General features: G+C 65.6%; 19 protein-coding genes. 5 read left to right on the top strand and 14 right to left on the bottom strand.

Annotated elements, in window-relative coordinates:
* From RT697_RS18255 to panD, 3 genes are all read right to left on the bottom strand, one after another.
* Positions 1–894, bottom strand: an 894-nt coding sequence (locus tag RT697_RS18255) for an FAD-dependent oxidoreductase (RefSeq protein ID WP_313700787.1), incomplete at its 3' end; no start/stop codon positions are given.
* Positions 895–1,020: 126 nt separating this feature from the next.
* Positions 1,021–2,067: a CDP-6-deoxy-delta-3,4-glucoseen reductase gene (locus RT697_RS18250; RefSeq protein ID WP_313700786.1), complete on the bottom strand. Its 1,047-nt coding sequence runs from the start codon at positions 2,065–2,067 to the stop codon at positions 1,021–1,023.
* A gap of 69 nt (positions 2,068–2,136) precedes the next feature.
* The gene (panD, locus tag RT697_RS18245) at positions 2,137–2,505 is read right to left on the bottom strand and encodes an aspartate 1-decarboxylase (RefSeq protein ID WP_039883066.1); all 369 of its coding nucleotides are present in this window, start codon (positions 2,503–2,505) and stop codon (positions 2,137–2,139) included.
* Between the two features lie 207 nt (positions 2,506–2,712).
* Between panD and sugE the strand changes: the two genes are divergently transcribed.
* Positions 2,713–3,030 carry a quaternary ammonium compound efflux SMR transporter SugE gene (sugE, locus tag RT697_RS18240; RefSeq protein WP_175139258.1) on the top strand — a complete coding sequence of 106 codons (318 nt, stop codon included), beginning with the start codon at positions 2,713–2,715 and terminating at the stop codon, positions 3,028–3,030.
* Between the two features lie 35 nt (positions 3,031–3,065).
* Here the strand turns inward: sugE and RT697_RS18235 are convergent, their stop codons facing one another.
* The 6 genes from RT697_RS18235 to RT697_RS18210 form a co-directional block, all read right to left on the bottom strand.
* Positions 3,066–3,938 (bottom strand): MOSC N-terminal beta barrel domain-containing protein, encoded by an 873-nt coding sequence (locus RT697_RS18235; RefSeq protein WP_313700783.1) that lies wholly within the window; start codon positions 3,936–3,938, stop codon positions 3,066–3,068.
* Positions 3,939–4,060: 122 nt separating this feature from the next.
* Complete coding sequence (gene thpD / locus RT697_RS18230) at positions 4,061–4,987, bottom strand: ectoine hydroxylase (RefSeq protein ID WP_313700781.1); 927 nt, start codon at positions 4,985–4,987, stop codon at positions 4,061–4,063.
* 15 nt (positions 4,988–5,002) lie between these two features.
* A complete protein-coding gene (locus RT697_RS18225) occupies positions 5,003–5,401 on the bottom strand; it encodes an ectoine synthase (RefSeq protein ID WP_056571502.1) in 399 nt (132 codons plus the stop codon).
* Positions 5,398–6,705 carry a diaminobutyrate--2-oxoglutarate transaminase gene (gene ectB / locus RT697_RS18220; protein ID WP_313700779.1) on the bottom strand — a complete coding sequence of 436 codons (1,308 nt, stop codon included), beginning with the start codon at positions 6,703–6,705 and terminating at the stop codon, positions 5,398–5,400. The genes RT697_RS18225 and ectB overlap by 4 nt, the downstream gene beginning before the upstream one ends.
* A 124-nt stretch (positions 6,706–6,829) precedes the next feature.
* Entirely contained in the window at positions 6,830–7,390 is a 561-nt protein-coding gene (gene ectA, locus RT697_RS18215; RefSeq protein ID WP_175125060.1) for a diaminobutyrate acetyltransferase, read from the bottom strand.
* Positions 7,387–7,935, bottom strand: a complete 549-nt coding sequence (locus RT697_RS18210) for a MarR family winged helix-turn-helix transcriptional regulator (protein ID WP_239214654.1) — start codon at positions 7,933–7,935, stop codon at positions 7,387–7,389. Before RT697_RS18210 ends, ectA begins: the two co-directional genes overlap by 4 nt.
* Before the next feature lie 276 nt (positions 7,936–8,211).
* Between RT697_RS18210 and RT697_RS18205 the strand changes: the two genes are divergently transcribed.
* On the top strand, positions 8,212–9,144 hold the full coding sequence (locus RT697_RS18205; RefSeq protein ID WP_313700776.1) for a MurR/RpiR family transcriptional regulator: 933 nt from the start codon (positions 8,212–8,214) through the stop codon (positions 9,142–9,144).
* Positions 9,145–9,191: 47 nt separating this feature from the next.
* On the top strand, positions 9,192–10,520 hold the full coding sequence (locus tag RT697_RS18200; protein ID WP_313700774.1) for an aspartate aminotransferase family protein: 1,329 nt from the start codon (positions 9,192–9,194) through the stop codon (positions 10,518–10,520).
* Position 10,521: 1 nt separating this feature from the next.
* Here RT697_RS18200 and RT697_RS18195 read toward each other — a convergent pair whose 3' ends face one another.
* The 4 genes from RT697_RS18195 to parE form a co-directional block, all read right to left on the bottom strand.
* The gene (locus RT697_RS18195) at positions 10,522–11,724 is read right to left on the bottom strand and encodes a DUF418 domain-containing protein (RefSeq protein ID WP_313700772.1); all 1,203 of its coding nucleotides are present in this window, start codon (positions 11,722–11,724) and stop codon (positions 10,522–10,524) included.
* Between the two features lie 79 nt (positions 11,725–11,803).
* Positions 11,804–14,140, bottom strand: coding sequence for a DNA topoisomerase IV subunit A (gene parC / locus RT697_RS18190; RefSeq protein ID WP_313700770.1), 2,337 nt, complete (start codon positions 14,138–14,140; stop codon positions 11,804–11,806).
* Between the two features lie 45 nt (positions 14,141–14,185).
* Complete coding sequence (locus RT697_RS18185; RefSeq protein ID WP_313700768.1) at positions 14,186–14,785, bottom strand: YcxB family protein; 600 nt, start codon at positions 14,783–14,785, stop codon at positions 14,186–14,188.
* A complete protein-coding gene (gene parE, locus RT697_RS18180; protein ID WP_312432253.1) occupies positions 14,785–16,746 on the bottom strand; it encodes a DNA topoisomerase IV subunit B in 1,962 nt (653 codons plus the stop codon). Before parE ends, RT697_RS18185 begins: the two co-directional genes overlap by 1 nt.
* Before the next feature lie 324 nt (positions 16,747–17,070).
* Here parE and trxA point away from each other — a divergent pair, with 324 nt between their 5' ends.
* Together trxA and rho are read left to right on the top strand one after the other, a co-directional pair.
* Complete coding sequence (gene trxA / locus RT697_RS18175; RefSeq protein ID WP_006218534.1) at positions 17,071–17,397, top strand: thioredoxin TrxA; 327 nt, start codon at positions 17,071–17,073, stop codon at positions 17,395–17,397.
* A 116-nt stretch (positions 17,398–17,513) separates the two neighbouring features.
* Entirely contained in the window at positions 17,514–18,773 is a 1,260-nt protein-coding gene (rho, locus tag RT697_RS18170) for a transcription termination factor Rho (RefSeq protein ID WP_043541410.1), read from the top strand.
* Between the two features lie 152 nt (positions 18,774–18,925).
* Here rho and RT697_RS18165 read toward each other — a convergent pair whose 3' ends face one another.
* A complete protein-coding gene (locus RT697_RS18165) occupies positions 18,926–22,558 on the bottom strand; it encodes a YhdP family protein (RefSeq protein ID WP_313700766.1) in 3,633 nt (1,210 codons plus the stop codon).
* Between the last annotated feature and the right edge of the window lie 67 nt (positions 22,559–22,625).

Raw genomic sequence — 22,625 nt, 5'->3', positions numbered from 1 at the left:
CAGACTGACAGTGGGCGTCGCACCCGGATTCAGCACGGGGAACGTGGCCGAATAGCCTTTGGCCGGATACACGTTGCACGGAATTCCTAGGGGACGCAGCATTGCCGGGCTGAAGCTGCCCATGGCGACGACATAGGCGTCGGCCGACAGCGTGGCATAGCGGCCATCGGGCTGGATGAGTTCGATGCCCGTGACCGCGCCGCCCTGTGTCAGGAGCCGGGTCGCACGCGTGTTGTATTGGAATTCGACGCCCGCGCGCGCGCAGTGTTCGGCCAGCGCGACGGTAAAGAGGTGCACGTCCCCGCTTTCGTCCTCGGGCGTGTAGTCGCCGCCCACGATCGTGGCGCGATGTGGCGCCAGCGCGGGCTCGATGGCGATGACTTCGTCCGTGTTCACGACGCGGCGTTCGACGCCGAAGTCGCGCATCAGGCCGGCGGCGCGCTGCGAGTTTTCGAATTCGTGGGGATCGCGGTAGAAATTCAGGATGCCGCGTTCGAGGTGGTCGTACTGGATGCCAAGGTCGGCGCGCATGCCGCGCAGCGTGGCGCGGCTGTATTCGGCCATGCGGACCATGGCCCGGATGTTGGGAGCCAGCCGGCCGGGCAGGCATTCACGCAGGAATGCCAGGCCCCACATCCACTGCCGCCAGTCCAGTTGCGGACGGAACAGCAGCGGCGCGTCGTCGCGGAACATCCACTTGAGCAGCTTCATCGGCGCCTGGGGATTGGCCCAGGGCTCGGCGTAGGAGACGGAAATCTGCGCGCCATTGGCAAGGCTGGTTTCCTGGGCGGGACCGGTGCAGCGGTCTATGACCACGACGTCATGACCCGCCTGGCTGAGCCACCAGGCGCTGGAGATGCCGATAATGCCGCTACCCAATACCGCTACTTTCATGCCCGCATCGCTCCTTGCATGCCGGTTGCGTGCGCGGACCCGATGTCCGCGTACCCCCGGCAGGCCGCTGCCAAAGCAGTTTACCTTGCCGTCTTGCAGCCGCCTAAGTAATAAAAAACATATTACTTACGATCCGGCCTTCGCCAGATCGGCCTCGGACGTGAAGGCGTCCGCGTAGAACTCTTCCGGCGGCAGCCCGTTCTGCGCGCTGAACTCGCGGCGGGCCGCATCGACCATCAGCGGCGTGCCGCAGGCATAGACCTGGTGCCCGGAAAGATCCGCGATGTCGTGCATCACGGCCTCGTGGACGAAGCCGGTGCGACCGGTCCAATTGTCTTCCTGCACGGAGTTGGACACCACCGGCACGTAGCGGAAGTTCGGCAGCTGCGCGGACCAGGATTGCGCCAGGGCATCCATGTAGAGGTCCTGCGGACGGCGGCCGCCCCAGTACAGCGCGACGGGACGGTTGATGTTCTTGTGGATCATGTGTTCGACGATCGCCTTGACCGGCGCAAAGCCCGTGCCGCTGGCCAGCAGCACGATGGGCTTGTCGCTGTCTTCGCGCAGGAAGAACGATCCAAAGGGCCCTTCCAGGCGCAGGATCTCGCGTTCCTTCATCTGCGTGTCGCCGGCGCCGAAGACGTGATCGGTGAAGAGGCCCCCCGGCATATGCCGGATGTGCAGTTCGAGCGGGCTGCCGGTGTGCGGCGCGCCGGCCATCGAATAGCTGCGACGGCGGCCGTCCTTCAGGATGATTTCGACGTATTGGCCGGCGTAGTAACGGAACTGCTCGGAGGCCGGCAGTTGCAGCTTAAGGACCGTGACGTCCGGCGCCACGCGTTCCATGGTCTGCACGCGCGACGGCAGCTTGCGAATCTGGATGTCGCTGGCCAGCCGGACCTCGGTGGATTCGACCACGAGGTCGGATTCCGGCCGGGCCTGGCAGAACAGCGTGTAGCCGTCGGCCAGTTCTTCCGGTGACAGGATCTGCGCGGGGTACTGGCCGGCGTCGAACTCCCCGGACACCACTTTGCCCTTGCAGGTGGAGCACGCGCCGTTGCGACAGCTGTAAGGCAGGACGATACCCGCCGCCAGCGCGGCGTCGAGCACGGTCTGGCCGGGCTCGACCGGGAATTGATGCTTGCTGGGTTGGATGATGACCTGGAAGCTCATGATGAAACGGTTCAGAGGCGACGAAGCGCTATCCGGCTGTGCCGGGAAGGCGCTTCGCCCGGCCCGGCGTCACGCCGGGAACTTGCGGATTTCCTTGACGCGGTTGGCGTCGTCCACGAGCACCACCTGGGGCTTGTGCTTGGCCGAATCTTCTTCGGACATCGGACCGTACGTGCAGATGATGAGCAGGTCGCCCACCTGGGCCCGGCGCGCAGCCGCGCCGTTCAGCGAGATGGCGCCGCTGCCGCGGGCCGCCTTGATGATGTAGGTGTCGAAGCGTTCACCGTTCGTCACGTTGTAGAGTTCGATACGTTCGAACTCGCGCATGCCGGCAGCGTCGAGAAGGTCTTCGTCGATGCCGCAAGAGCCTTCGTAGTGAAGGTCGGCTTCGGTGACCGTGACGCGGTGCAGCTTTGCCCGCAGCATGATGCGTTGCATAAAGAATTTCCTGGTTTCGCGGCCCGGTTCGCGAAGTGTTGCAAGGTTGATGCCCGGCATCCGGATTTGCCGTCGAAAGCCGGTATTCTATAATTTTTGCCGCAACGGGACGGCCCGTTGCTGCGCACAGTCAAACGGCTGGCGCGTTTTCCGGGGACGACCCCATTTATGCCGGCGCCTTGCCGGCTACGCAATATGGAGTCGTGAATGACCTGGATCATCCTTGTATTGGCTGGCCTGTTCGAAATCGTCTGGGCCGTCGGCCTGAAATACACCCACGGATTCACCCGGCTTGGCCCGTCCGTCGTCACGGTGGGCGGCATGCTGGTCAGTTTCTGGCTGCTGGCCCTGGCGATGAAGACCTTGCCGCTGGGCACCGCCTACGCGGTGTGGGTGGGCATCGGCACGATCGGCGCCTTCGTGGCCGGCATCGTGCTGTTTGGGGAGTCGGCGAGCTGGCTGCGCATCGCCAGCGTCGCGTTGATCGTGCTGGGCCTCGTTGGCCTGAAGCTGTCGACGCCGTAAGGCTAAGGCGGCACAGGGCCCGCCCGGGCGGCGCGTCAGAAATCCAGTTCGATCTCGACCGCGTCGCCGACCTTCAGCCGCGCCCCCGCCGGCGCATCCAGAATGGCGTTCTGGCCGAACACCACGCCGATGTCCAGATTGCGGTAACCCGCCAGCGTGCGGCCCGGTTCCTCGTACTGTTTGGCCGTGCGCTGGTCGATGTCGGGAATCGAGCAACGCGTGCACGGCTTGACGAACGCCATTCGCACCCCGGCCGCCGAAATCATGGCGGTGTGGTCTTCCTCGAAGGCCTCCCATTCGCCTTCGACCACGATGTTGGGACGGAAACGGTCCATGGGGACGGGTTCAGCGCCCTTGGCTTGCAGGCGGGTATTCAGGTCGTCCAGCGATGCCTGGTTGGCGATCAGCAGCGGAAATCCGTCGGCAAAACCAAAGCAGTGCTCCCCCACGAAGGCATCGGCCAGGTCGGGGTGTGCATCGACCCAGCGCGACACCCAATCGGGCTTGGCGTCGCGGCGCGCCGCGGCGTCCACCTTTAGCAGGCCGCATGGGGTTTGAAGGAACTGGGTCAGCCATTGGGCGGCGGCTTCGCTTTCGCGCCGGGCCGTGGTGGTGTCGGCCCAGACGCCGACCGTGAGTGCCTCCCCTTGCAGACCCGATCCGTCCAGGGCGACTTCCAGGTCCGCCATGCCGGGCGCCGACAGCCGCAGCGCGTCGGCGGTGAGCGCCGTGCGGATGAGCGCCATGGCCGGCCATTGCCGCTGCGTCATGAACTGGCCTGCCGCGTCCACCACCATCCAGCGCCGGTCATGGGCCAGGCCGGCGCGGTCGATGGGGGATTCGGTCAGGTCGATGCCCGCGCAGGATTTGACGGGGTAGATATGCAGGCTGAGGATGCGGGCGGACATGGCGGCGATGGCTCAACGAGTGGCGAATGCCGCAGAGAATACAAGAAATGCGGCGCGCCGGACCGCCCGAAAGAGACAAAAAAAGCCCGGGACTAGCCCGGGCCAGATGAGGTGGCGGTTGCTCAGCCGCCGACCAGCTTCAAGGTGTCCAGCGGCGTGACCGCCTTGAATCCCTTGCGCGTCGCGATGTGTTCGGGACGCGGGGTCAGCCCGTACTTGGGCGGGTTCAGGGTGTTCTCCATGCTGTTGTAGACCATGAAGACGTTGGCGCGGGGCCACGGCGATATGTTGCTGTTCGAGCCGTGCATCGTGTTGCAGTCGAAGAACACCACGGAGCCGGCCTTGGCCGTCATGGTGCTGATGCCGCCCTGCTCCACCAGCAACTGCAGGCTGACAGGATCCGGCACACCGTATTCCTGCTTCTTCAGCGACTGCTTGTAGTGCTCGTTCGGCGTCTCGCCGACGCGCGAGATGAACTGCCGATGCGAACCGGGCACCAGCATCAGCGGGCCGTTGCACTCGTTGTTGTCGGTCAGCAGCACCGAGCAGCTGAGCGCGCGCATCGACGGCATGCCGTCTTCGACGTGCCAGGTTTCAAAGTCGGAGTGCCAATAGAACTCCTTGCCCTTGAAGCCCGGCTTCATGTTGGCGCGCGACTGGTGGATGTAGACCTCGGAACCGAGAATCTGACGTGCCACGTTGACCAGGCGCGGATCGCGCACCAGGCGTGCCAGCATGGGATTTAGCACGTGCACCAAAAAGATGGAACGCACGGCGTTGCTGCCCGGCTCGGTGATGGCCTCTTCGCGTCGGACGATGGACGGGTCGCGCGTCATGCGCTCGACCTCGGCCGACAGCGCGCGCACCTCGGCCTCCGTGAACAAGTTTTCCAGCAGCAGGAAGCCGTTGCGGTCGTACTGGCCGACCTGCTCTTCGCTCAGGGCGTTGGCATACTTGCCGTCCTCATAGACGACCGGATCCTGGCGGGAAATGATGGCGGAACTGCGATCCGTACGGGAGGCGTACGGATCCTTCGCGGGTGAGATCATGCGTACCTCCTGGTTTCAGGCTGCGACAGCGTCGGGCAGCGCGTAGACACCTTCCTTGTCGTGCACTTCCTGGCCGGTCAGCGGCGGATTGAAGACGCAGATGACGCGCAGCGGCTCCTTGCCGCCGCACAGCCAGTGCTCGTCGTTTTCGTTCAGCGCGTAGACCACGCCGGGGCCGAGGTCGTACTTCTTGCCGTCGGCAATGGTCTCGATCGAACCGTCGCCCTCGATGCACCACACCGCTTCAAGATGGTTCTTGTAGTGGATGTGCGTGCGGCCGCCCGGGAAAATGGTGGTCTCGTGGAATGAAAAGCCCATGCCATCCTTCTTCAGCAGCACGCGGCGGCTGACCCAGGTGTCGGTGCGGACTTCGTCGGCGGTGCCGATCACATCTTTGACATTACGTACGATCATTGACGTTTTCCTCCAAATTTCAGGATGCGGGCAGACTGCCCCTCATCGGCCAGCGCTTCGGCCACGCTGGCCTCGATCAGATCCAGGCCCTTGGCCAGCAGGTCTTCCTCGATCGTCAGCGCGGGCAGCAGCTTCAGCACTTCGTCGTGCGCGCCCGATGTTTCGATCACGACGCCCTTCTTGAAGGCGCATTGCGAGATGCGGTTGGACAAGGCGGGATTGCCGTTGGACACGAGGCCCTGGATCAGGCCGCGGCCACGTGCCGACAGGCCGGCGTTGGGATAGCTGTGCACCAGGTTCTCGAGCCAGTCGCCGACCAGGCGTTCCTTGCGCTGGATGTCGGCCGTGAAGGCCGCGTTGGTCCAGTAGGTTTCCAGCGCCTGCGTAGCGGTGACGAACGCCAGGTTGTTGCCGCGGAAGGTGCCGCTGTGGGCGCCGGGCTTCCAGATGTCCAGCTCGGGCTTCATCAGCACCAGCGACATCGGCAGGCCAAAGCCGGATAGCGACTTGGACAGCGTGATGATGTCGGGGCGGATGCCGGCGGTCTCGAAGCTGAAGAACGTGCCGGTGCGGCCGCAGCCGACCTGGATGTCGTCCACGATCAGCAGCATGTCGTGCCGCTTGCACAGCTTTTCCAGCTCTTTGAGCCAGCGCAGCGTGGCCACGTTGACGCCGCCTTCGCCCTGCACCGTTTCCACGATGACGGCGGCCGGCTTGTCCATGCCGCTGCTCGGGTCCTCCAGCATGCGTTCCATGTACGCCATGGTGTCCACGTCCGGACCGAAGTATCCGTCGTAGGGCATGAAGGTCGTGTTGCCCAGCGCGTAGCCGGCGGCATCACGGAACTTCATGTTGGCCGTCGCGGCGAGCGAGCCACCGCTCACGCCGTGAAAGCCGTGCGTGAACGAGATGACATTGGGACGGCCCTTGACCTGGCGCGCGATCTTCAGCGCGGCTTCGACGGCATTGGTGCCGGTCGGGCCGGTGAATTGAAGCGTGTACTGCCAGTTGCGCGGCTTGAGCAGCACGCGATCCACCGTCTCCAGGAAACGCTTCTTCGCGCTGGTGGCCATGTCCAGACCGTGGACGACGCCGTCCGCCTGCACATACTCCAGCAGCTTTTCCTTGAGAACAGGATTGTTGTGGCCGTAGTTCAGCGTGCCTGCGCCGCTGAAGAAGTCGATGTACTCGGTGCCATCTTCATCGATGAGCGTCGAGCCACGGGCCTGATTGAATATCACGGGAAACGACCTGATGTAGCCCCGCACTTCAGACTCCATGCGGTCAAAGATCTTCAAGTCCATGATTAATCCTCCCTTTTCAACTCATTAATTGACGGACGGCCTGATCCCGCCAGGTGCGGCAAGCGCACCCGGACAGTTCGAACCATCCCGGTAAATCGATAAGCCCTTCAGGCCTGTGACGCCCCTACGGGGACGGCAAGGCGAACGGACCTATCCTTAACAGCATCTCGTCGTCATGGTCCGCGCCGCCGAAGAGTTGCCGGTCGAAGAACGGCTGCTCGGAAACGTGGGCGCCTACTTCGGCGGCCAGGCCGGCGAAGGTGCGGCGCGAAGCCTGGTTGTCAGGCCCCACCGTGGTTTCAAGATAGCGGACATGCGCCAGGCCCTTGCGCTGCAAGAGTTCCCGGAGCATGGCGCGGCCAAGGCGTTGGCCGCGAGCGCGGGCGTGCACCGCAACCTGCCAGACGAACAGGACGTCAGGGCGGGACGGGTCCACATATGCGGAGATGAAACCATTGATGCGTCCCCCGGCGCTTTCAGCCAGGACGCAGGTGTCGCGGAAGTGCTCGCACAGGAGCAGGTACGCGTAGAGGGAATTCAGGTCGAGCGGCGGGCACTCGGAAATGAGGCGGTGGATCGCGGCGCCGTCTTTGCGGTCGGGCAGACGCATGGTATGGGTCTGCGCGCTGACCGCCGGCGCCACGGCACTTGAGAGTATGGGGGAGTCCAGTTCGTTTTTCTTCATGCAACGATTCCCGATTCTGGGGGTGCCCCGCCCGTGGGCACTTCAAGGATGGGCGACGACACGTCTCCATGCGTGTCGACTGCGGCCTGACCGTCCTGTTCCATAAGCGTCACGATGCGCTCCAGGGACAGGGTGATGGTGGCCTGTTCCAATTCCGGCAAGGCATTGAGCGCGTCAGCCAGGTGCTTTTGCAGCGGCGACGGCGCGCCTTGCGCCAATTCACGTCCCGCCTCGGTGGCGGTGACGAACACGATGCGGCGGTCTTCACGGCCCCGCTCGCGGCGGATGAGCGCCTTGTCTTCAAGGCGATCCAGGATGCCGACCACCGTGCTGGGGCTGACGTGCATCTCGCGGCTGATCGCGGTGGCGGTCATGGGACCGTTGGCGATCACGGTGCGCAGGCACATCAGTTGCGGTGCAGTGATGTGGCTGACCGCGGACAGCTGTCGCGAATGCAGCGCGATCGAACGCGTGATGCGGCGCAAGGCTCGCAAAATGCGCAGGTCGTACTGCTGAGTGGTTTCGGTTTTCGCGGCGTCAGTCATGGATACAGATGGTTCGGGCAAAATCATTTCTACACGAATCATATGCGCCCGAGTTATTCGAGTCAAACAAAAACCCGGGCACGATGTAAATAAATGAACGCGGATTTGGCGAGGATGACCGCAGTATGAACGGACTTGTCAGCACGCTGAGTCCGCTGTGCTGAAGGCCTGCGAGAACAAACGCCTGCGGGCAAGTCCTGATAAAAAAACATATGTTTTGTTCATGATGTTTTATTTATCATATGTTTTTCTACGTGATTCGCCGGTCCTGCCAGCATGCCCCTGCCGTCCTCCCTGCTCGCCACCCTCCAGGAAAAGCTGGAGCAACTGCCGCCCGAATTGCAGCGGGCGGCGCGCTGGGTCGTGGCGAATCCCGCGCAAGTGGGACTGTGGTCGATGCGCCGCCAAGCGCAGACGCTGGGCGTGGCGCCGGCCACGATGTTGCGGCTGGCCCGCGCGGTGGGCTATGGCAGCTACGAGGATTTCCGTCAGCCGTTCCAGCAGGCGCTGGCCGAACAGGGCGAGCCGGGCCTGCGCGACCGTGCCGCGGCCCTGCAGGCTGCCGCAGGCGAGTCCGCCGAACCCGGCCACGATGCGTTGACCGGGTATCAGGTGCAGGCAGTGTCCTCGGTGTGCGCGCTGAACCCGCCTGAGGCGTTCGACGCCGCCGTGCAAACCCTATTGAACGCGCATCAGGTCGGTTTTCTGGGCACGCGATCAGCCTTCGGCATTGCATTCCAGATGCGCTATGCGTATCAGCTCGTGCGGCGCAACAGTGTGCTGATTGACGGGCTGGGCGGCGCGCCGGCCGAACAGATCGACAACCTGGGCGCGGGTGATGCGCTGATCGTGATCTCGCAGGCGCCCTACCCGGCCGCCACCGTGGAGCTCGCGCGCCAGGCCGCGCAGCGCGGCGTGGCCGTGGTGGCGCTGACCGACGACCCACTGTCGCCGCTTGCCGTGGACGCCCGCCACACCCTGCGCTTTGCCCCGCCCGACCGCGATGGCGTGCAGGCCCGGCCGGCGCGCCAGGGACCGGGCTCATTCTTTCACACGACCGCCGGACTGCTCGGGCTGGCCGAGCACCTGATCGCCCGGCTGACGGCCCGCGGCGGCGAAGCGGTGCTGGACCGGCTGACCGAGGTGGAGCAGCGCCTGCGGGCTGACAACGTTTATTGGACCGGCGCCTCCGCGCGCCGCCATGGCTGAGGCCTGCGAGCCGACGCCTCTTTCAACCTGCCCCAGGAACCCGCAGCATGAGCCAGACCCACATCCTGCATCGCTCCCTTCGCCATACGCCCCCCGTCGCCGTGCGCGGCCAGGGCGTCTGGATCCATGACAGTGCAGGCCGCGCGTATCTGGACGGCTCAGGCGGCGCGGCGGTGTCCTGCCTGGGACACAACCACCCGGACGTCCAGGCGGCCCTGCACGCGCAGATCGACGCGCTGGCCTATGCCCACACCAGCTTCTTCACCACGGAGGTCGCTGAAAAACTGGCGGCCCGACTGGTGGCCGACGCGCCCGCCGGCACCTCGCATGCCTATTTCGTGTCGGGCGGCTCGGAAGCGGTGGAAGCGGCGTTGAAGATGGCGCGCCAGTACTTCGTCGAAATCGGCCAGCCGCAGCGCCGCCACATCATCGCGCGGCGGCAGAGCTATCACGGCAACACGCTGGGCGCGCTGGCGGTTGGCGGCAACGCCTGGCGGCGCGCGCAGTTCGCGCCGCTGTTGATCGAGGTCGAACACGTCTCGCCGTGCTATGCCTATCGCGATCAACGTGGCGACGAAACCGCCGAACAATACGGCGAACGGCTTGCGCAGGAGCTTGACGCGGCCATCCAGCGTCTTGGCGCCGGCTCCGTGATGGCTTTCGTGGCTGAACCGGTGGTGGGCGCCACGTCTGGCGCGGTGACGGCCGTGCCCGGATATTTCCGCCGCATCCGCGAGGTCTGCGACCGCCACGGCGTGCTGTTCATCGCCGACGAGGTGATGTGCGGCATGGGCCGGACCGGCACGCTGTACGCCGTCGAACAGGAAGGGGTGACGCCGGATCTCATCACCATCGCCAAGGGGTTAGGCGGCGGCTACCAGCCTGTCGGGGCGGTCATGGCGCAGCAGCACATCGTGCAGGCCATGCAGCAAGGCAGCGGCTTCTTCCAGCACGGCCACACGTATCTTGGTCACGCACTGGCGTGCGCGGCCTCGCTGGCGGTGCAGGACGTGATCCGGCGCGACGGGCTGCTCGAGCGCGTGCGGGTGCAAGGCGCAGGCCTGGCGCAGCGGCTGCAGGCGGCACTGGGCGAACACCCGCATGTGGGCGACATCCGCGGCCGGGGCCTGTTCATGGGCGTGGAGCTGGTTCAGGATCGCGCCACCAAGCAGCCCTTCGATCCCGAATTGACGCTGCACGCGCGGATCAAGCGCGAGGCCATGGCGCGGGGCTTGATGGTCTATCCGATGGGCGGCACCCTCGATGGACGACAGGGCGATCACGTGCTGCTCGCGCCGCCCTTCATCATCTCCGACGACGAACTGGATCAACTGACGGAACGCCTCGTTGGCGCCATCGATGCCGCGATCGCGTAGATCAGCCCGCGCCCGCCCGCCGCCAGGGCGGGCGCGCGCCGATGGTGAGCGCGCGCAGGAACCATTCCACGGGTCCATAAGCGTGATGCCGCAGCCACCAGGCTGACAGCGGCAACTGGGCGGCAAAGATGGCTACCGCAATCAGAAACGCGGTCAGGGGCGTCACGGCGGCATACAGCCGCAGGCCCCACGCCGTGAAGAGGAATGCGCAGATCACCGACTGCATCAGGTAGTTGGTCAGCGCCATCCGGCCCGCCGGCGCCAGCCAGGTTCCCAGGCGCTCTCCCGGCCCCGTGCGCAGCGCCAGCAGGAACGCCGCCCCGTACGACAGGCTCATGAGCGGCGCGGTGAACAGGCCCACGGCCAGCCCCGGCAGTTCCCACACCACGCGCGCCTGCGGCAATGCGCTGGTGGCATACGCCGCGGCGCCGGCCAGCCCGGGCAGGACGCCCAGCGCACACAACAGTCCAAGGGCGCGGGGCGAGCGCCAGGGATCCGCCAGCGCATTGCGCCGTCCCAACGCGTAGCCGGCCAGGAACATGGCGAAGACGAACGGCCCTTGCACGAACAGGACCGTGAACCAGATGGCTTCGGTGAGTTCCTTGATGTGCTGCGCGATCGTGGTGCCGACGGTGCCGCGGTACGCCTCGATGGAGGCCAGCGCGTCGGCCTTGTATTGCAGCGCGTAGCCGGCCGGCACGGGGTCCAGGAAGCTCAGCGCGCCCAGGATCGCCCACACCGCCGACGCCAGCGCGATCAGCCACAGGGCAACGCGCAGCGCCCGGCCCGGGTCCATGCGCCGGCACAACAGCAGCGCAAGGCCCAGCAAAGCGTAGGTCACCAGGATGTCGCCCTGGTAGAACAGGATGGCGTGCGCCATGCCCAGGGCCGCCAACCCCGCCAGCCGGCGCAGGAAGCGCGGCGCGAAAGCGGCGTCGGCGCGTTCGGCCGCCGTCATCTGCAACGTGAAGCTGTAGCCGAACAGGAAGGAAAACAGCAGGTAGAACTTGGTTTCGAACAACCAGGCGACCAGCCAGCGGACCGTCACGTCCAAGGGACTGGAATACACCGGATCCGGCACGCCCCCACCGTAGTACGGAAAGGCGAACACGTTGATGTTGACGACCAGGATGCCGAAAAGCGCAAAGCCGCGCAGGGCATCGACGTGCGCAAGGCGCGGCCGGGCGGCGAGATCGATGCTCATGCGCGCCTCTGGATGGCGGCCCGGCGGCGTAAGTGGCGCGCGCCGCCGGGCGTGTTCCGCGTCAGGCGGCGCGCAGGCGTCAACCCAGCACCGGAGACAGCAGCGGCTGCTTGGGCCGCACGTCCAGCGCGCGCCCCTTGCGGGCCCGCTTGCCGACGTAGACCGCCAGGTCTGCACCCGCAAGGATGTCTTCCGTCATCTTGTTGCGGTAGATGCCGGTGGCGCGCAAGCCCTTCGGGCCGATCGGCACGGTCTGGTCGAGCTTGTCCGCGCCGTCCAGTCCCATCAGGATGGTGCCGCGTCCGCCGCCCGACAGCGACTTGACCTCGTCCAGGCCGAAGACCAGGAACTTGCCCTTTTGCGACAGCAGCGCCAGTTGCTGGGCGCCCGCAAACAGCGGCACCGGACGCAGCATTTCGTCGCCCGTTTCAAGCGTGATGAACTGCTTGCCCGCGCGCTGGCGGCTGACCATGTCGGACAGCTTGGCGGCGAACCCGTAACCGCCGCGGGTGGCCAGCAGCCAGCGGCTGTCGGCCGAGGCGGCGATCGTGTGGACGATGCGCGTGCCGGATTCCAGGTCGATCATCGTGGTGACCGGTTGGCCGTCGCCACGCGCCGACGGCAGGCCGGACACCGGCACCGAGTAGACCCGGCCGTTGTCGCCGACCGCGATCAGCGTGTCGGTGGTGCGGCACTCGAAGGCGCCGTACAGGTCGTCGCCCTGCTTGAAGCCGAATTGCGAGGCGTCATGGCCGTGGCCCTGGCGGGCGCGCAGCCAGCCCTTCTGCGACACGACCACGGTGACCGGCTCGTCCAGCACCTTGGTTTCCAGCACGGCGCGCTCGGCGGTTTCGATCAGCGTGCGGCGTTCATCGCCATATTGCTTGGCGTCGGCTTCGATTTCCTTGATCAGCAGGCGCTTGAGCGTCGTGGGGTTGTCCAGCAGTTCCTGCAGCGAGACCTGATCCTTGCGCTTGTCGGCCAGTTCCTGTTCGATCTTGAAGCCTTCCAGGCGGGCCAGTTGGCGCAAACGCATTTCGAGGATGTCCTCGGCCTGGCGCTCGGACAGCTTGAAGCGTTCCATCAGCGCGGCGCGGGGCTCGTCGGATTCGCGGATAGTCTGGATGACCTCGTCCACGTTCAGGTAGACGACCATGCGCCCTTCCAGCACATGGATGCGGTCGATGACCTTGTCCAGGCGGAAACGCGTGCGGCGCACCACGGTGTTGGTGCGGAACGCCAGCCATTCGACCAGGATGTCGCGCAGGCCCTTCTGGCGCGGACGGCCGTCGGTGCCGATGCACACCAGGTTGACGCTGGCGCTGCCTTCCATGCTGGTCTGCGCCAGCAGCGTGTTGACGAACTCGTCGCGGTCCACCCGCGAGGTCTTGGGCTCGAAGACCAGGCGCACCGCGGCGTCCTTGCCGGATTCGTCGCGCACGGCATCCAGCAGGTTCAGCATCACGGCCTTGGCTTGCGTCTGCTCGGGCGTCAGGCTCTTCTTGCCGGTCTTGACCTTGGGATTGGTGATTTCCTCGATTTCCTCGAGCACCTTCTGGCCGGACGTGCCGGGCGGCAGCTCGTTGACGACCAGTTGCCACTGGCCGCGCGCCATTTCTTCAAACTGCCAGCGCGCGCGCACCTTGAGCGAGCCGCGGCCCACACCGTAGATCTGCGCGATATCGGCCGCCGGGGTGATGATCTGTCCGCCGCCCGCGAAATCCGGGCCGGGGATCATGGCGTAGAGTTCCTCGTCCGGCAGCTGCGGCTGCTTGATGAGCGCCACGCAGGCCTGGGCGACTTCGCGCAGGTTGTGCGGCGGGATCTCGGTGGCCATGCCGACAGCAATGCCCGAGGCGCCGTTCAGCAGCATCACGGGCAGCCGCGCCGGCAGCATCTGCGGCTCTTGCTGGCTGCCGTCGTAGTTGGGCACGAAATCGACGGTGCCCTCGTCCAGCTCGTCGAGCAGCAGCTTGGCGATGGGGGTGAGGCGCGCTTCCGTGTAACGCATGGCGGCGGCGTTGTCGCCATCGCGCGAACCGAAGTTGCCCTGGCCGTCGATCAGCGGATAGCGCAGCGAGAAATCCTGCGCCATGCGGACCATGGCGTCGTACGCGGCCTGGTCGCCGTGCGGGTGGTACTTGCCGAGCACGTCGCCGACCACGCGTGCCGATTTGACGGGCTTGGCGCCGGAGCCCAGGCCCATCGCCTGCATGGCAAAAAGAATGCGGCGCTGCACGGGCTTCTGGCCGTCGCCGACGTCGGGCAGCGCGCGGCCGCGCACCACGGAAACCGCGTAGTCCAGATAGGCCTGCTCCGCGTAGCGCGCCAGCGTGATGGCGGCGTTGCCGTCGCCATCGCCGTCGCCGCCGGGCGGGTTGGAGTCAAACAGGCCGGGTTGATTGCTGTCGGTCATGATGTGTTCAGGTAGACAAATTCATCGAAACGGCGTCAATGCGCCTCAGGCGGACGGGGTCATGAGCTGCGTGTCGGCAACATGCGCGCGGATCTGGGCGCGCACGGCCTGCAGCGTGGCGGCGTCCTGCCCGCGCTTGGGGATGATCACGCCCTGCAGCGTGCCGAGGATGACGTAGAGATGTTCGGGGGTTTCCTCGACGCGCCGCACGTCGGTCCATGCCATCTGCCCGGAGGCGGAGGCAGTGCTGTCCGTGACGCCGTCGGGGCCGAAGTCCAGCTCGTGCCGCCCCAGGTACAGCGTGTCCGGCTGCTTGGCCAGCATGCGGCGCGTGTTCATCCGCACGAGTCCGGGCAACACGTATTCGTAGGCCAGGGCCAGCAGCGCGAGGATGCCCAGGCCAACCGCCAGCCCCTGGAAATACACCGGCAGGATCGCGCCCCAATTAGGGCCCTTGCCGTCCCAGGTCTGCCAGATCAGGTACGCCAGCAGTGCGACGATCATGAGGACGCCGAAGCGCAGATGAGACCGGTACCGGCGGCGGCGCAGTTCCGGCCGTTTGTACACATAGGCGGCGAAATCCGCGTAGTCGTCGGCGGTCAGGTCGACGACCATGCGGGCTTGCCCGGGCGCGGACGGCGTCATCAGATGTCGAGCTCCGCCAGGTTGCCCTTTTCCTCGATCCACGCGCGGCGTTGCGAGGACTCGCCCTTGCCCATCAGCATGTCGAACATGCGGGTGGTGTCGTCGGGCGTCTGGTCGCCGTAGCCCACAGGCAGCAGGCGGCGCGTGTCCGGATTCATGGTGGTTTCCCACAACTGCTCGGGGTTCATTTCGCCCAGGCCCTTGAACCGGCTGACGGCCCACGCGCCTTCCCGCACGCCTTCCTTGCGCAGCTTGTCCTGCGCGGCTTCGAGTTCGCCGTCATCAAGGCAGTAGATCTTGCGGGCGGGACGCTTGCCCTGGGCAGGCACGTCCAGGCGGAACAGCGGCGGCTTGGCGACGTAGACGTTGCCGGCCTCGACGAGCTTGGGAAAGTGCCGGTAGAACAGCGTCAGCAGCAGCACCTGGATGTGCGAGCCGTCGACGTCCGCGTCCGACAGGATGCAGATGCGGCCGTAACGCAGGCCGGACAGGTCGGGCGAGTCGTTGGGGCCGTGGGGGTCGACGCCGATCGCCACGGAAATGTCGTGGATCTCGTTGTTGGCAAAGAGACGGTCGCGGTCGACTTCCCAGGAATTGAGCACCTTGCCGCGCAGCGGCAGAATGGCCTGGAATTCCTTGTCGCGGCCCATCTTGGCCGAGCCGCCGGCCGAGTCGCCCTCGACCAGGAACACCTCGGTGCGTGTGGCGTCGCTGGACTCGCAGTCGGTCAGCTTGCCGGGCAGCACCGCCACACCGGAGCTCTTGCGCTTTTCGACCTTCTGCGCCGAACGCTGGCGCGCCTGCGCCTGCCGGATGGCCAGTTCCGCGAGCTTCTTGCCGTATTCGACGTTGCTGTGCAGCCAGAGGTCGAGCGCACTCTTGGAAAAGCCGCCCACCAGCCGCACGGCGTCGCGGCTGTTCAGGCGTTCCTTGATCTGGCCCTGGAATTGGGGATCGAGCACCTTGGCCGACAGCACGAAGCTGGCGCGGGCGAACACGTCTTCGGGCAGCAGCTTCACGCCCTTGGGCAGCAGGCTGTGCAGTTCCGCAAAACCCTTGACCGCGCCAAACAGGCCTTCGCGCAAGCCGGACTCGTGCGTGCCGCCAGCCGGCGTGGGAATGAGGTTGACGTAGGACTCGCGCACCGCGTTGCCATCGTCGGTCCAGGCCACCACCCATTGGGCGCCCTCGCCTTCGGCGAAGTTTTCGTGGTCGGCGCCGGCGTATTGCTCGCCTTCGAAGAACGGCACCATCAGTTCGGCGCCCGCCAGGGCCTCGGCCAGGTAGCCGCGCAGGCCGTCCTGATACTGCCAGGTCTTGGTGTCGTTGGTTTTCTCGTTGACGAGCGTGACCTTCACGCCCGGCAGCAGCACGGCCTTGCTGCGCAGCAGGTGCGTCAGCTCGCCCAGCGGAATATTGGGGCTGTCGAAGTATTTGGCGTCCGGCCAGACGCGCACGCGGGTGCCGGACTTCTTGCGGCCGCCCTGATCGAAGGGCGCCAGGGGTTCGGCGACGTCGCCGCCCTTGAACACCAGGCGGTTCACGGCGTTGTCGCGCCAGACGATGACCTCCAGGCGGGTGGCGAGCGCGTTGGTGACGGACACGCCGACGCCGTGCAGGCCGCCCGAGAAGGCGTAGGCGCCGCCGCCCGCCTTGTCGAACTTGCCGCCCGCATGCAGGCGCGTGAACACGAGTTCGACGACGGGCGCGTTTTCTTCGGGGTGCAGGCCCACGGGAATGCCGCGGCCGTCGTCCTCGACGGACACGCTGCCATCTGCATGCAGCGTGACCTGGATCTGTTTGCCGTAGCCGGCCAGGGCCTCGTCTGCGGCGTTATCAATGACCTCCTGCACGACGTGCAGGGGGTTTTCGGTGCGGGTGTACATGCCCGGGCGCTGCCGCACGGGTTCCAGCCCCTTCAGGACGCGGATGGACGCCTCGTTGTAACGTGGAGTGGCCAAGTTATCCCCAACATCTGTGGAAAAAAACCGACATTTTACGGATAAGCCTAGATTCTGCGCGGCTCCGGGTGGGATGCGCACGACCTGACCAGGTCCGATTTCGGTAGGATGGTGACAGTCACAACCGCCGATCCGGGCGTTGACCTTCCGGATCGCGACAGCTGCGCCGCAACATCCTACACAAAAACCTGCAAACCCTGTTGTTATTAACAGTGGTATGCCTGTTGTTATTGACAGTGGTATGCTTTAGCCCATTCCACAAACAAGAACAAAGGCAAGGCGCGTTTTCACGCGCCTTTTGCTGCCGAACCGAGAATCACCATCATGAGCGACCAAATCAAGAACGTCAGTGACGCCAGCTTCGATGCCGATGTGTTGAAATCCGGCCAGCCGGTGCTGGTGGACTACTGGGCTGCCTGGTGTGGCCCCTGCAAGATGATTGCCCCGATCCTGGAAGAAGTCGCCACCGAATACGCTGGCCGTCTGACGATCGCCAAGCTGAACGTGGACGAAAACCAGGGTACCGCCACCAAGTACGGCATCCGCGGCATTCCCACTCTTATGCTCTTTAAAGACGGCCAGGCTGCCGCCACCAAGGTTGGCGCGCTGTCGAAGTCGCAACTCACCGCATTCCTGGACGGCGCGTTGTAAATCGCGTGCTGTAAGCGAGGGCGCCGCCGCATAGGCGGCGCTCATTCAGTACCGCGCGAGCCCGTCCGTGGCGCGCCGCCAGACCCTCCTTTACTTTTCCCCCAACACTCACCGCGATGCACCTCAACGAACTGAAGGCGCTGCACGTCTCGCAGCTGCTCGAAATGGCCGCTGGCCTGGAAATCGAGAACGCCAACCGCCTGCGCAAGCAGGAACTGATGTTCGCCATCATGAAGCGGCGCGCCAAGCAGGGCGAGCAGATCTTCGGCGACGGCGTCCTTGAAGTCCTGCCCGACGGCTTCGGTTTCCTGCGCTCGCCGGAAACCTCGTATCTGGCCAGCACCGACGACATCTACATTTCGCCGTCGCAGATCCGCCGTTTCAATCTGCACACCGGCGATTCCATCGAAGGCGAAGTGCGCACCCCCAAGGATGGCGAGCGCTATTTCGCCCTGGTGAAGGTGGACAAGGTCAACGGCGTGGCTCCTGAGGCGATCAAGCATCGCATCATGTTCGAGAACCTGACGCCGCTGCATCCGAACCGCGTCATCCGTCTGGAACGCGACATCAAGAGCGAGGAAAACCTCACCGGCCGTATCCTCGACGTCTTCGCTCCTATCGGCATGGGCCAGCGCGGCCTGATCGTCGCCAGCCCCAAGTCCGGCAAGACGGTGATGATGCAGCACATTGCGCACGCCATCACCACGAACTACCCCGACGCCGTCATGATCGTCCTGCTGGTTGATGAGCGTCCCGAGGAAGTGACCGAAATGCAGCGCACGGTGCGCGGCGAAGTGGTTGCGTCGACCTTCGACGAACCCGCCACGCGTCACGTGCAAGTGGCCGAAATGGTCATCGAAAAGGCCAAGCGCTTGGTCGAAATGAAGAAGGACGTCGTGATCCTGCTGGACTCGATCACCCGTCTGGCCCGCGCCTACAACACCGTCGTGCCGGCTTCCGGCAAGGTGCTGACCGGCGGCGTGGACGCCAATGCCCTGCAGCGCCCCAAGCGCTTCTTCGGCGCGGCGCGCAACCTGGAAGAAGGCGGTTCGCTGACCATCCTGGGCACCGCGCTGATCGAAACCGGCAGCCGCATGGATGAAGTCATCTATGAAGAATTCAAGGGCACCGGCAACTCCGAAGTCCACCTCGAGCGCCGCCTGGCCGAAAAGCGCGTCTACCCGTCCATCAACCTGAACAAGTCGGGCACCCGCCGCGAAGAGCTGCTGATCGCCCCGGACCTGCTCCAGAAGGTGTGGGTGCTGCGCAAGTTCATCCACGACATGGACGAAGTCCAGTCCATGGAATTCATCCTGGACAAGATGCGCGCCACCAAGACCAACGCCGAATTCTTCGACATGATGAAGAAGAAGTAAGCGGAACGTCCGCGCCAAGAAAAGCCGCCTTTGTATGGGCGGCTTTTTTTATGGGTGTTTCTTGCTGGGGGCGGTGTCTGACACCCGGCGGAGATTGTCGTCGGCTTGGTGCGGCGTCTCAATGGGTGTCTGACACCTGGATCCTCGGCGGCTCAATGTTCGATGAATTCCGGCATCCGGCGCGGCGTAGCATTCGCGGGGCGCGGCGTCTGCTTGGCCGGTTCCTTGCCGGCTTCGATCGGCTCGACGCTGGGGTCATCCCAGCTACCCGTCACGGCGTATTCCATGGTCATCGCGCGGGCGAGCGGCTGCTTGAGCAGCCATTGCGTGACAAAAGCGCCCAGGCCGATCAGCGGATTGACCGCCAGCGCGGTCACCATTGCCGCGCCGCTGGCATCCAGATTCGGAATCACCACCGCCTTCATGTCCCAGCGTTCCTTGACGAGGTTCACGCCCCCGGCCAGGACGATGGCGGCGACCGGGCCGTTGATCTTGTAGCCTTCGGTGGTCAGCATGCCGTCGGCCACCTTGACGTTTCCGCGGATGGTGTCGAACGGAAAGCCATCGCGCAGCAGGTTGGTGGGATTGACGTCCAGCCGCGCCAGCCGTTGCAGCGATTGCAGCGACAGCAGCTCCAAAAGCCGTGCGGTGCGGGAGTTCACGTGCATGAAGCGGCCGTTGTCCAGGCTGACGACCACGTCCCCCACCACGTCCGCGATGTCGTGCGTCCACGGCAGGTTGCGCCACGTGGCCTTGCCCTGGATCGTTCCCTTGCCGTTGGACACGACGTTCTCAAAGCCGATGCGGCCCATGAAGTCTCCGACGTTCTCCAGCTTCAGCACCGCATCGACGGTCAGGCCGCGGTTCGGGCCTTCCAGCCCCCAATTTCCGGTGGCGTTCAGCGCCGCCGAATCGTTGGTGATGGACAACTTGTCCAGCCGCCACTGCCGCCCGCGTTCCAGATTGGTGCCCGTCACCTGCAGCACGCCCAGGTTCTTGCCGTACAGCATGAACTGATTGGCCTGCAGGTCGATCGCGGGGATGTCCGACAGGTCGTTGCCGGACGCCAGCGCCTTGTCGGCCTGGTTGGCGTCGCCCTCGCCCGCGATCGACAGATGTTTCAGGCGGGCGGTGATCTGGCCGGCGATGGCGCCCTGCGCCTCGCGCCATTCCAGCGTGCCCGCCGCCTGCCGAGATTCCAGTTCGACGCGCCAGCGCGCCGGCGCGGGTCGCGTGGCATACAGGGTCAGGTCATTGAAGGTGTAGCCGCTGGTGTGCAGCACGCCGGCCGCCAGGCTGATGCGCTCGGGCTGCGGCAGGATGGGCTTGGAGGGCGCCCTGCCCTTGACGGGCGGTTCGTCGAATCCGTCCGAGACCTTTTCCCAGCCGTCCATGTCCAGCTCGGGCAGGCTGGCGTTCAGGCTCAGCCCGCGCTCCGGCAGGCTGGCGGGCCGTCCGACGCCCAGTGCGCCACGCGAAAAATACGACGACGAGCCATCGGCCGGGTCCCGCTCGAACAGCGCGTTCACGTTGTCGCCGAGGCTTGCCGTGAGCCAGCGCCGGTCGCGCCCTCCCCTGTCCTGTGCCGGCGACCATTGCAGCTTCAACATTTGCGCGGACTTGGCGGGCTTGCCGGCCGGCGCGGGCATGTCGATCGCCATGCCGATCAGGTCGGACTCGGCCGAGATATCGATCGCGCCACCCTTCAGGTAGATGAGACGGCCCTTGTACGCCGCCCGGCCGGTAAAGCGCGACATCGACGGCGCGCGGCTCAGCTGCGACAGGCCGGGTCCCGACAGCGTGCCGTCAAAGCGCAGCGCGTCCGTGCCTTGCGCCAGCGTGCCGTAGATGTTGACGGGGCCGCCCAGGAACTGCGCGCGGATGCCCTTGGTCTGCACGCCCTTTTCGGAAAATTCCAGATCGCCGTGGATCTGGCTGAGCACCGGAATCTCGGGCATGAAGCTGAACGAATTGTCCGCGAACTTGATGCGCCCCAGCACCTGCGTGTCATCGGTATTGAGCAGCGGCACGGTCAGATCGAGCGGCATGCGCCAGTCGCCGGTGCCGCGCGCCTCGTCCAGCGCCCCGTCAAGCAACTCGCCCAGCGGAGAATTCGCAGCCAGCGCCAGGTACGCCGCCACCGGTCCCGACGTGTCGCCGGTGACGCGAAGCTGCGAGTCGTGCTCCATGTTGGGAATGGCGGCCTTCACCGCGCCAAACGTGACCGTGTGCCCCTGGCCGGTATGCGCCACGGCGCCGCCCGCGCTGTCCAGGGCCAGGCTCACCTTGTCGATGCGGAAACTGCCCGACAGGTTTTCCAGCATCGGCCAGCCCTTGTGGTGCTTGCGCGCCGGCGCGTAATCGACCTTGGCGCCGGAATAGTTGCCCGCGATGACGAATTCGCCGGTCGAGCCCGGCGCGCCGTACGGAAAGTCGTCCAGATCGCCCTTGAGCGTGATGGCCGCCGAATGCATCTGCCCGGCGGGCAGGCCGGTCGCCAGCCATTCGCGGGCGTCCGCGTTCACCTCGAGCGGCAAATAACGGTGGATGGCCGGCATCGACCCGCGGACCATCGTGCCGCGCACGTCCACACTGCCCGCGGCGGTCTTGCCCTCGGGCCGCCATTGCCCTTGCAGGCGTGCTTCCAGATCGTCATTGGCCAGGCGCAACTGGGCCACGTCCACGAACCAATGTGCCGGATCCGGCCCCTTGACCTGGGCGTCGAGTTCCAGGTCGTCGGCCCGCAGCGTCGGCGTCTCGAAGACGCCGGGCAGCGTCACGCGCAACTGATGCACCGCGCCCTTGACGGCCACGTCAGGTGCGCCCGTGCTGCGCCCCAGCGGCACGCCTTCGATCTTCACGTAATCGCCGGGCCACACGGAAAAGCGCAGTTGGCCCGAGCCGCTCTGGACGGCGGGACCGTCCGGCGCGGAGGTCCAGGCCACGCCGCGCACGGCGACGTCGCTGGTCAGTTCCGTGAACTTGCCGTGGTCCAGTTGCCACCACGCCCGCGCGGCCAGCCGGCCAGCGACCGCAGGCACGTCGATCCACGGCGCCCAGGCCCGCGGTTCCAGGTCATCGACCTGCGCGAAGATCTGGCCGCTCCAGTTGGCGGGTTTCCTGGCGTCGGTGGCGAACAGGCTGCGGTTGAATTCGCCGCGCAGCTCAAGCTTGTGCGCCAGCGCGGGGCCAGCGGAGGCCTGCAGCACGAACCGATGCGACAGCTTGCCGTTGCGCACCAGGAAGTCGACCCCGTTCAGCGTCAGTTCCGGCGCCTGGCGCAATTCGTCCTGCCAGCGCAGCGTGGCGTCGTTGACCAGCAGCTCGCGCTGCGCCGCCAGCCAGCGCAGGCCCGGATGATTCAGGTCGGAGGCGTGGTCGCTTGCATTCAGGTCGATGTTCTGACCGGCGACCCACAGATGATTGGACGCGTCCCGCCGCAGCGTGAGTTCCGGCTTTTCCAACCGCAGTTTCACCAGCGTGGGCGACAGCGACAGCAGGCTGCGCCATGCCACGACCGCGGACACGGACGGCAGGCTCAATACCGGATCGGCCTCGTCGTCATAGACCTGCACGGCGGCGAGATCGAGCCTGGGATTGAGCCCTTGCCAGTTCGCGTGGATCGCGCCGATCGTAACGCGGGCGCCCAACGCCTCGCTGGCGTAGGCTTCGATCTGAGGGCGCCACTGATCCACCCGCGGGAGGACCCAGTAGCGCACGCCCAGAAACCCGATGGCGACGACGCCATAGACGATCAGCGCGGCCCAGAACAGGCTGCGGAGCACTTTTTTTGGAACAGACACGGATCAGTGGGCAGGAGGAGATGTCTTGCAGTATCGTCCCCACTTATAC

The organism is Achromobacter sp. (assembly GCF_032113835.1).
Taxonomy (GTDB): Bacteria; Pseudomonadota; Gammaproteobacteria; order Burkholderiales; family Burkholderiaceae_B; genus Achromobacter.
This window is presented reverse-complemented; position numbering and strand designations above follow the sequence as displayed.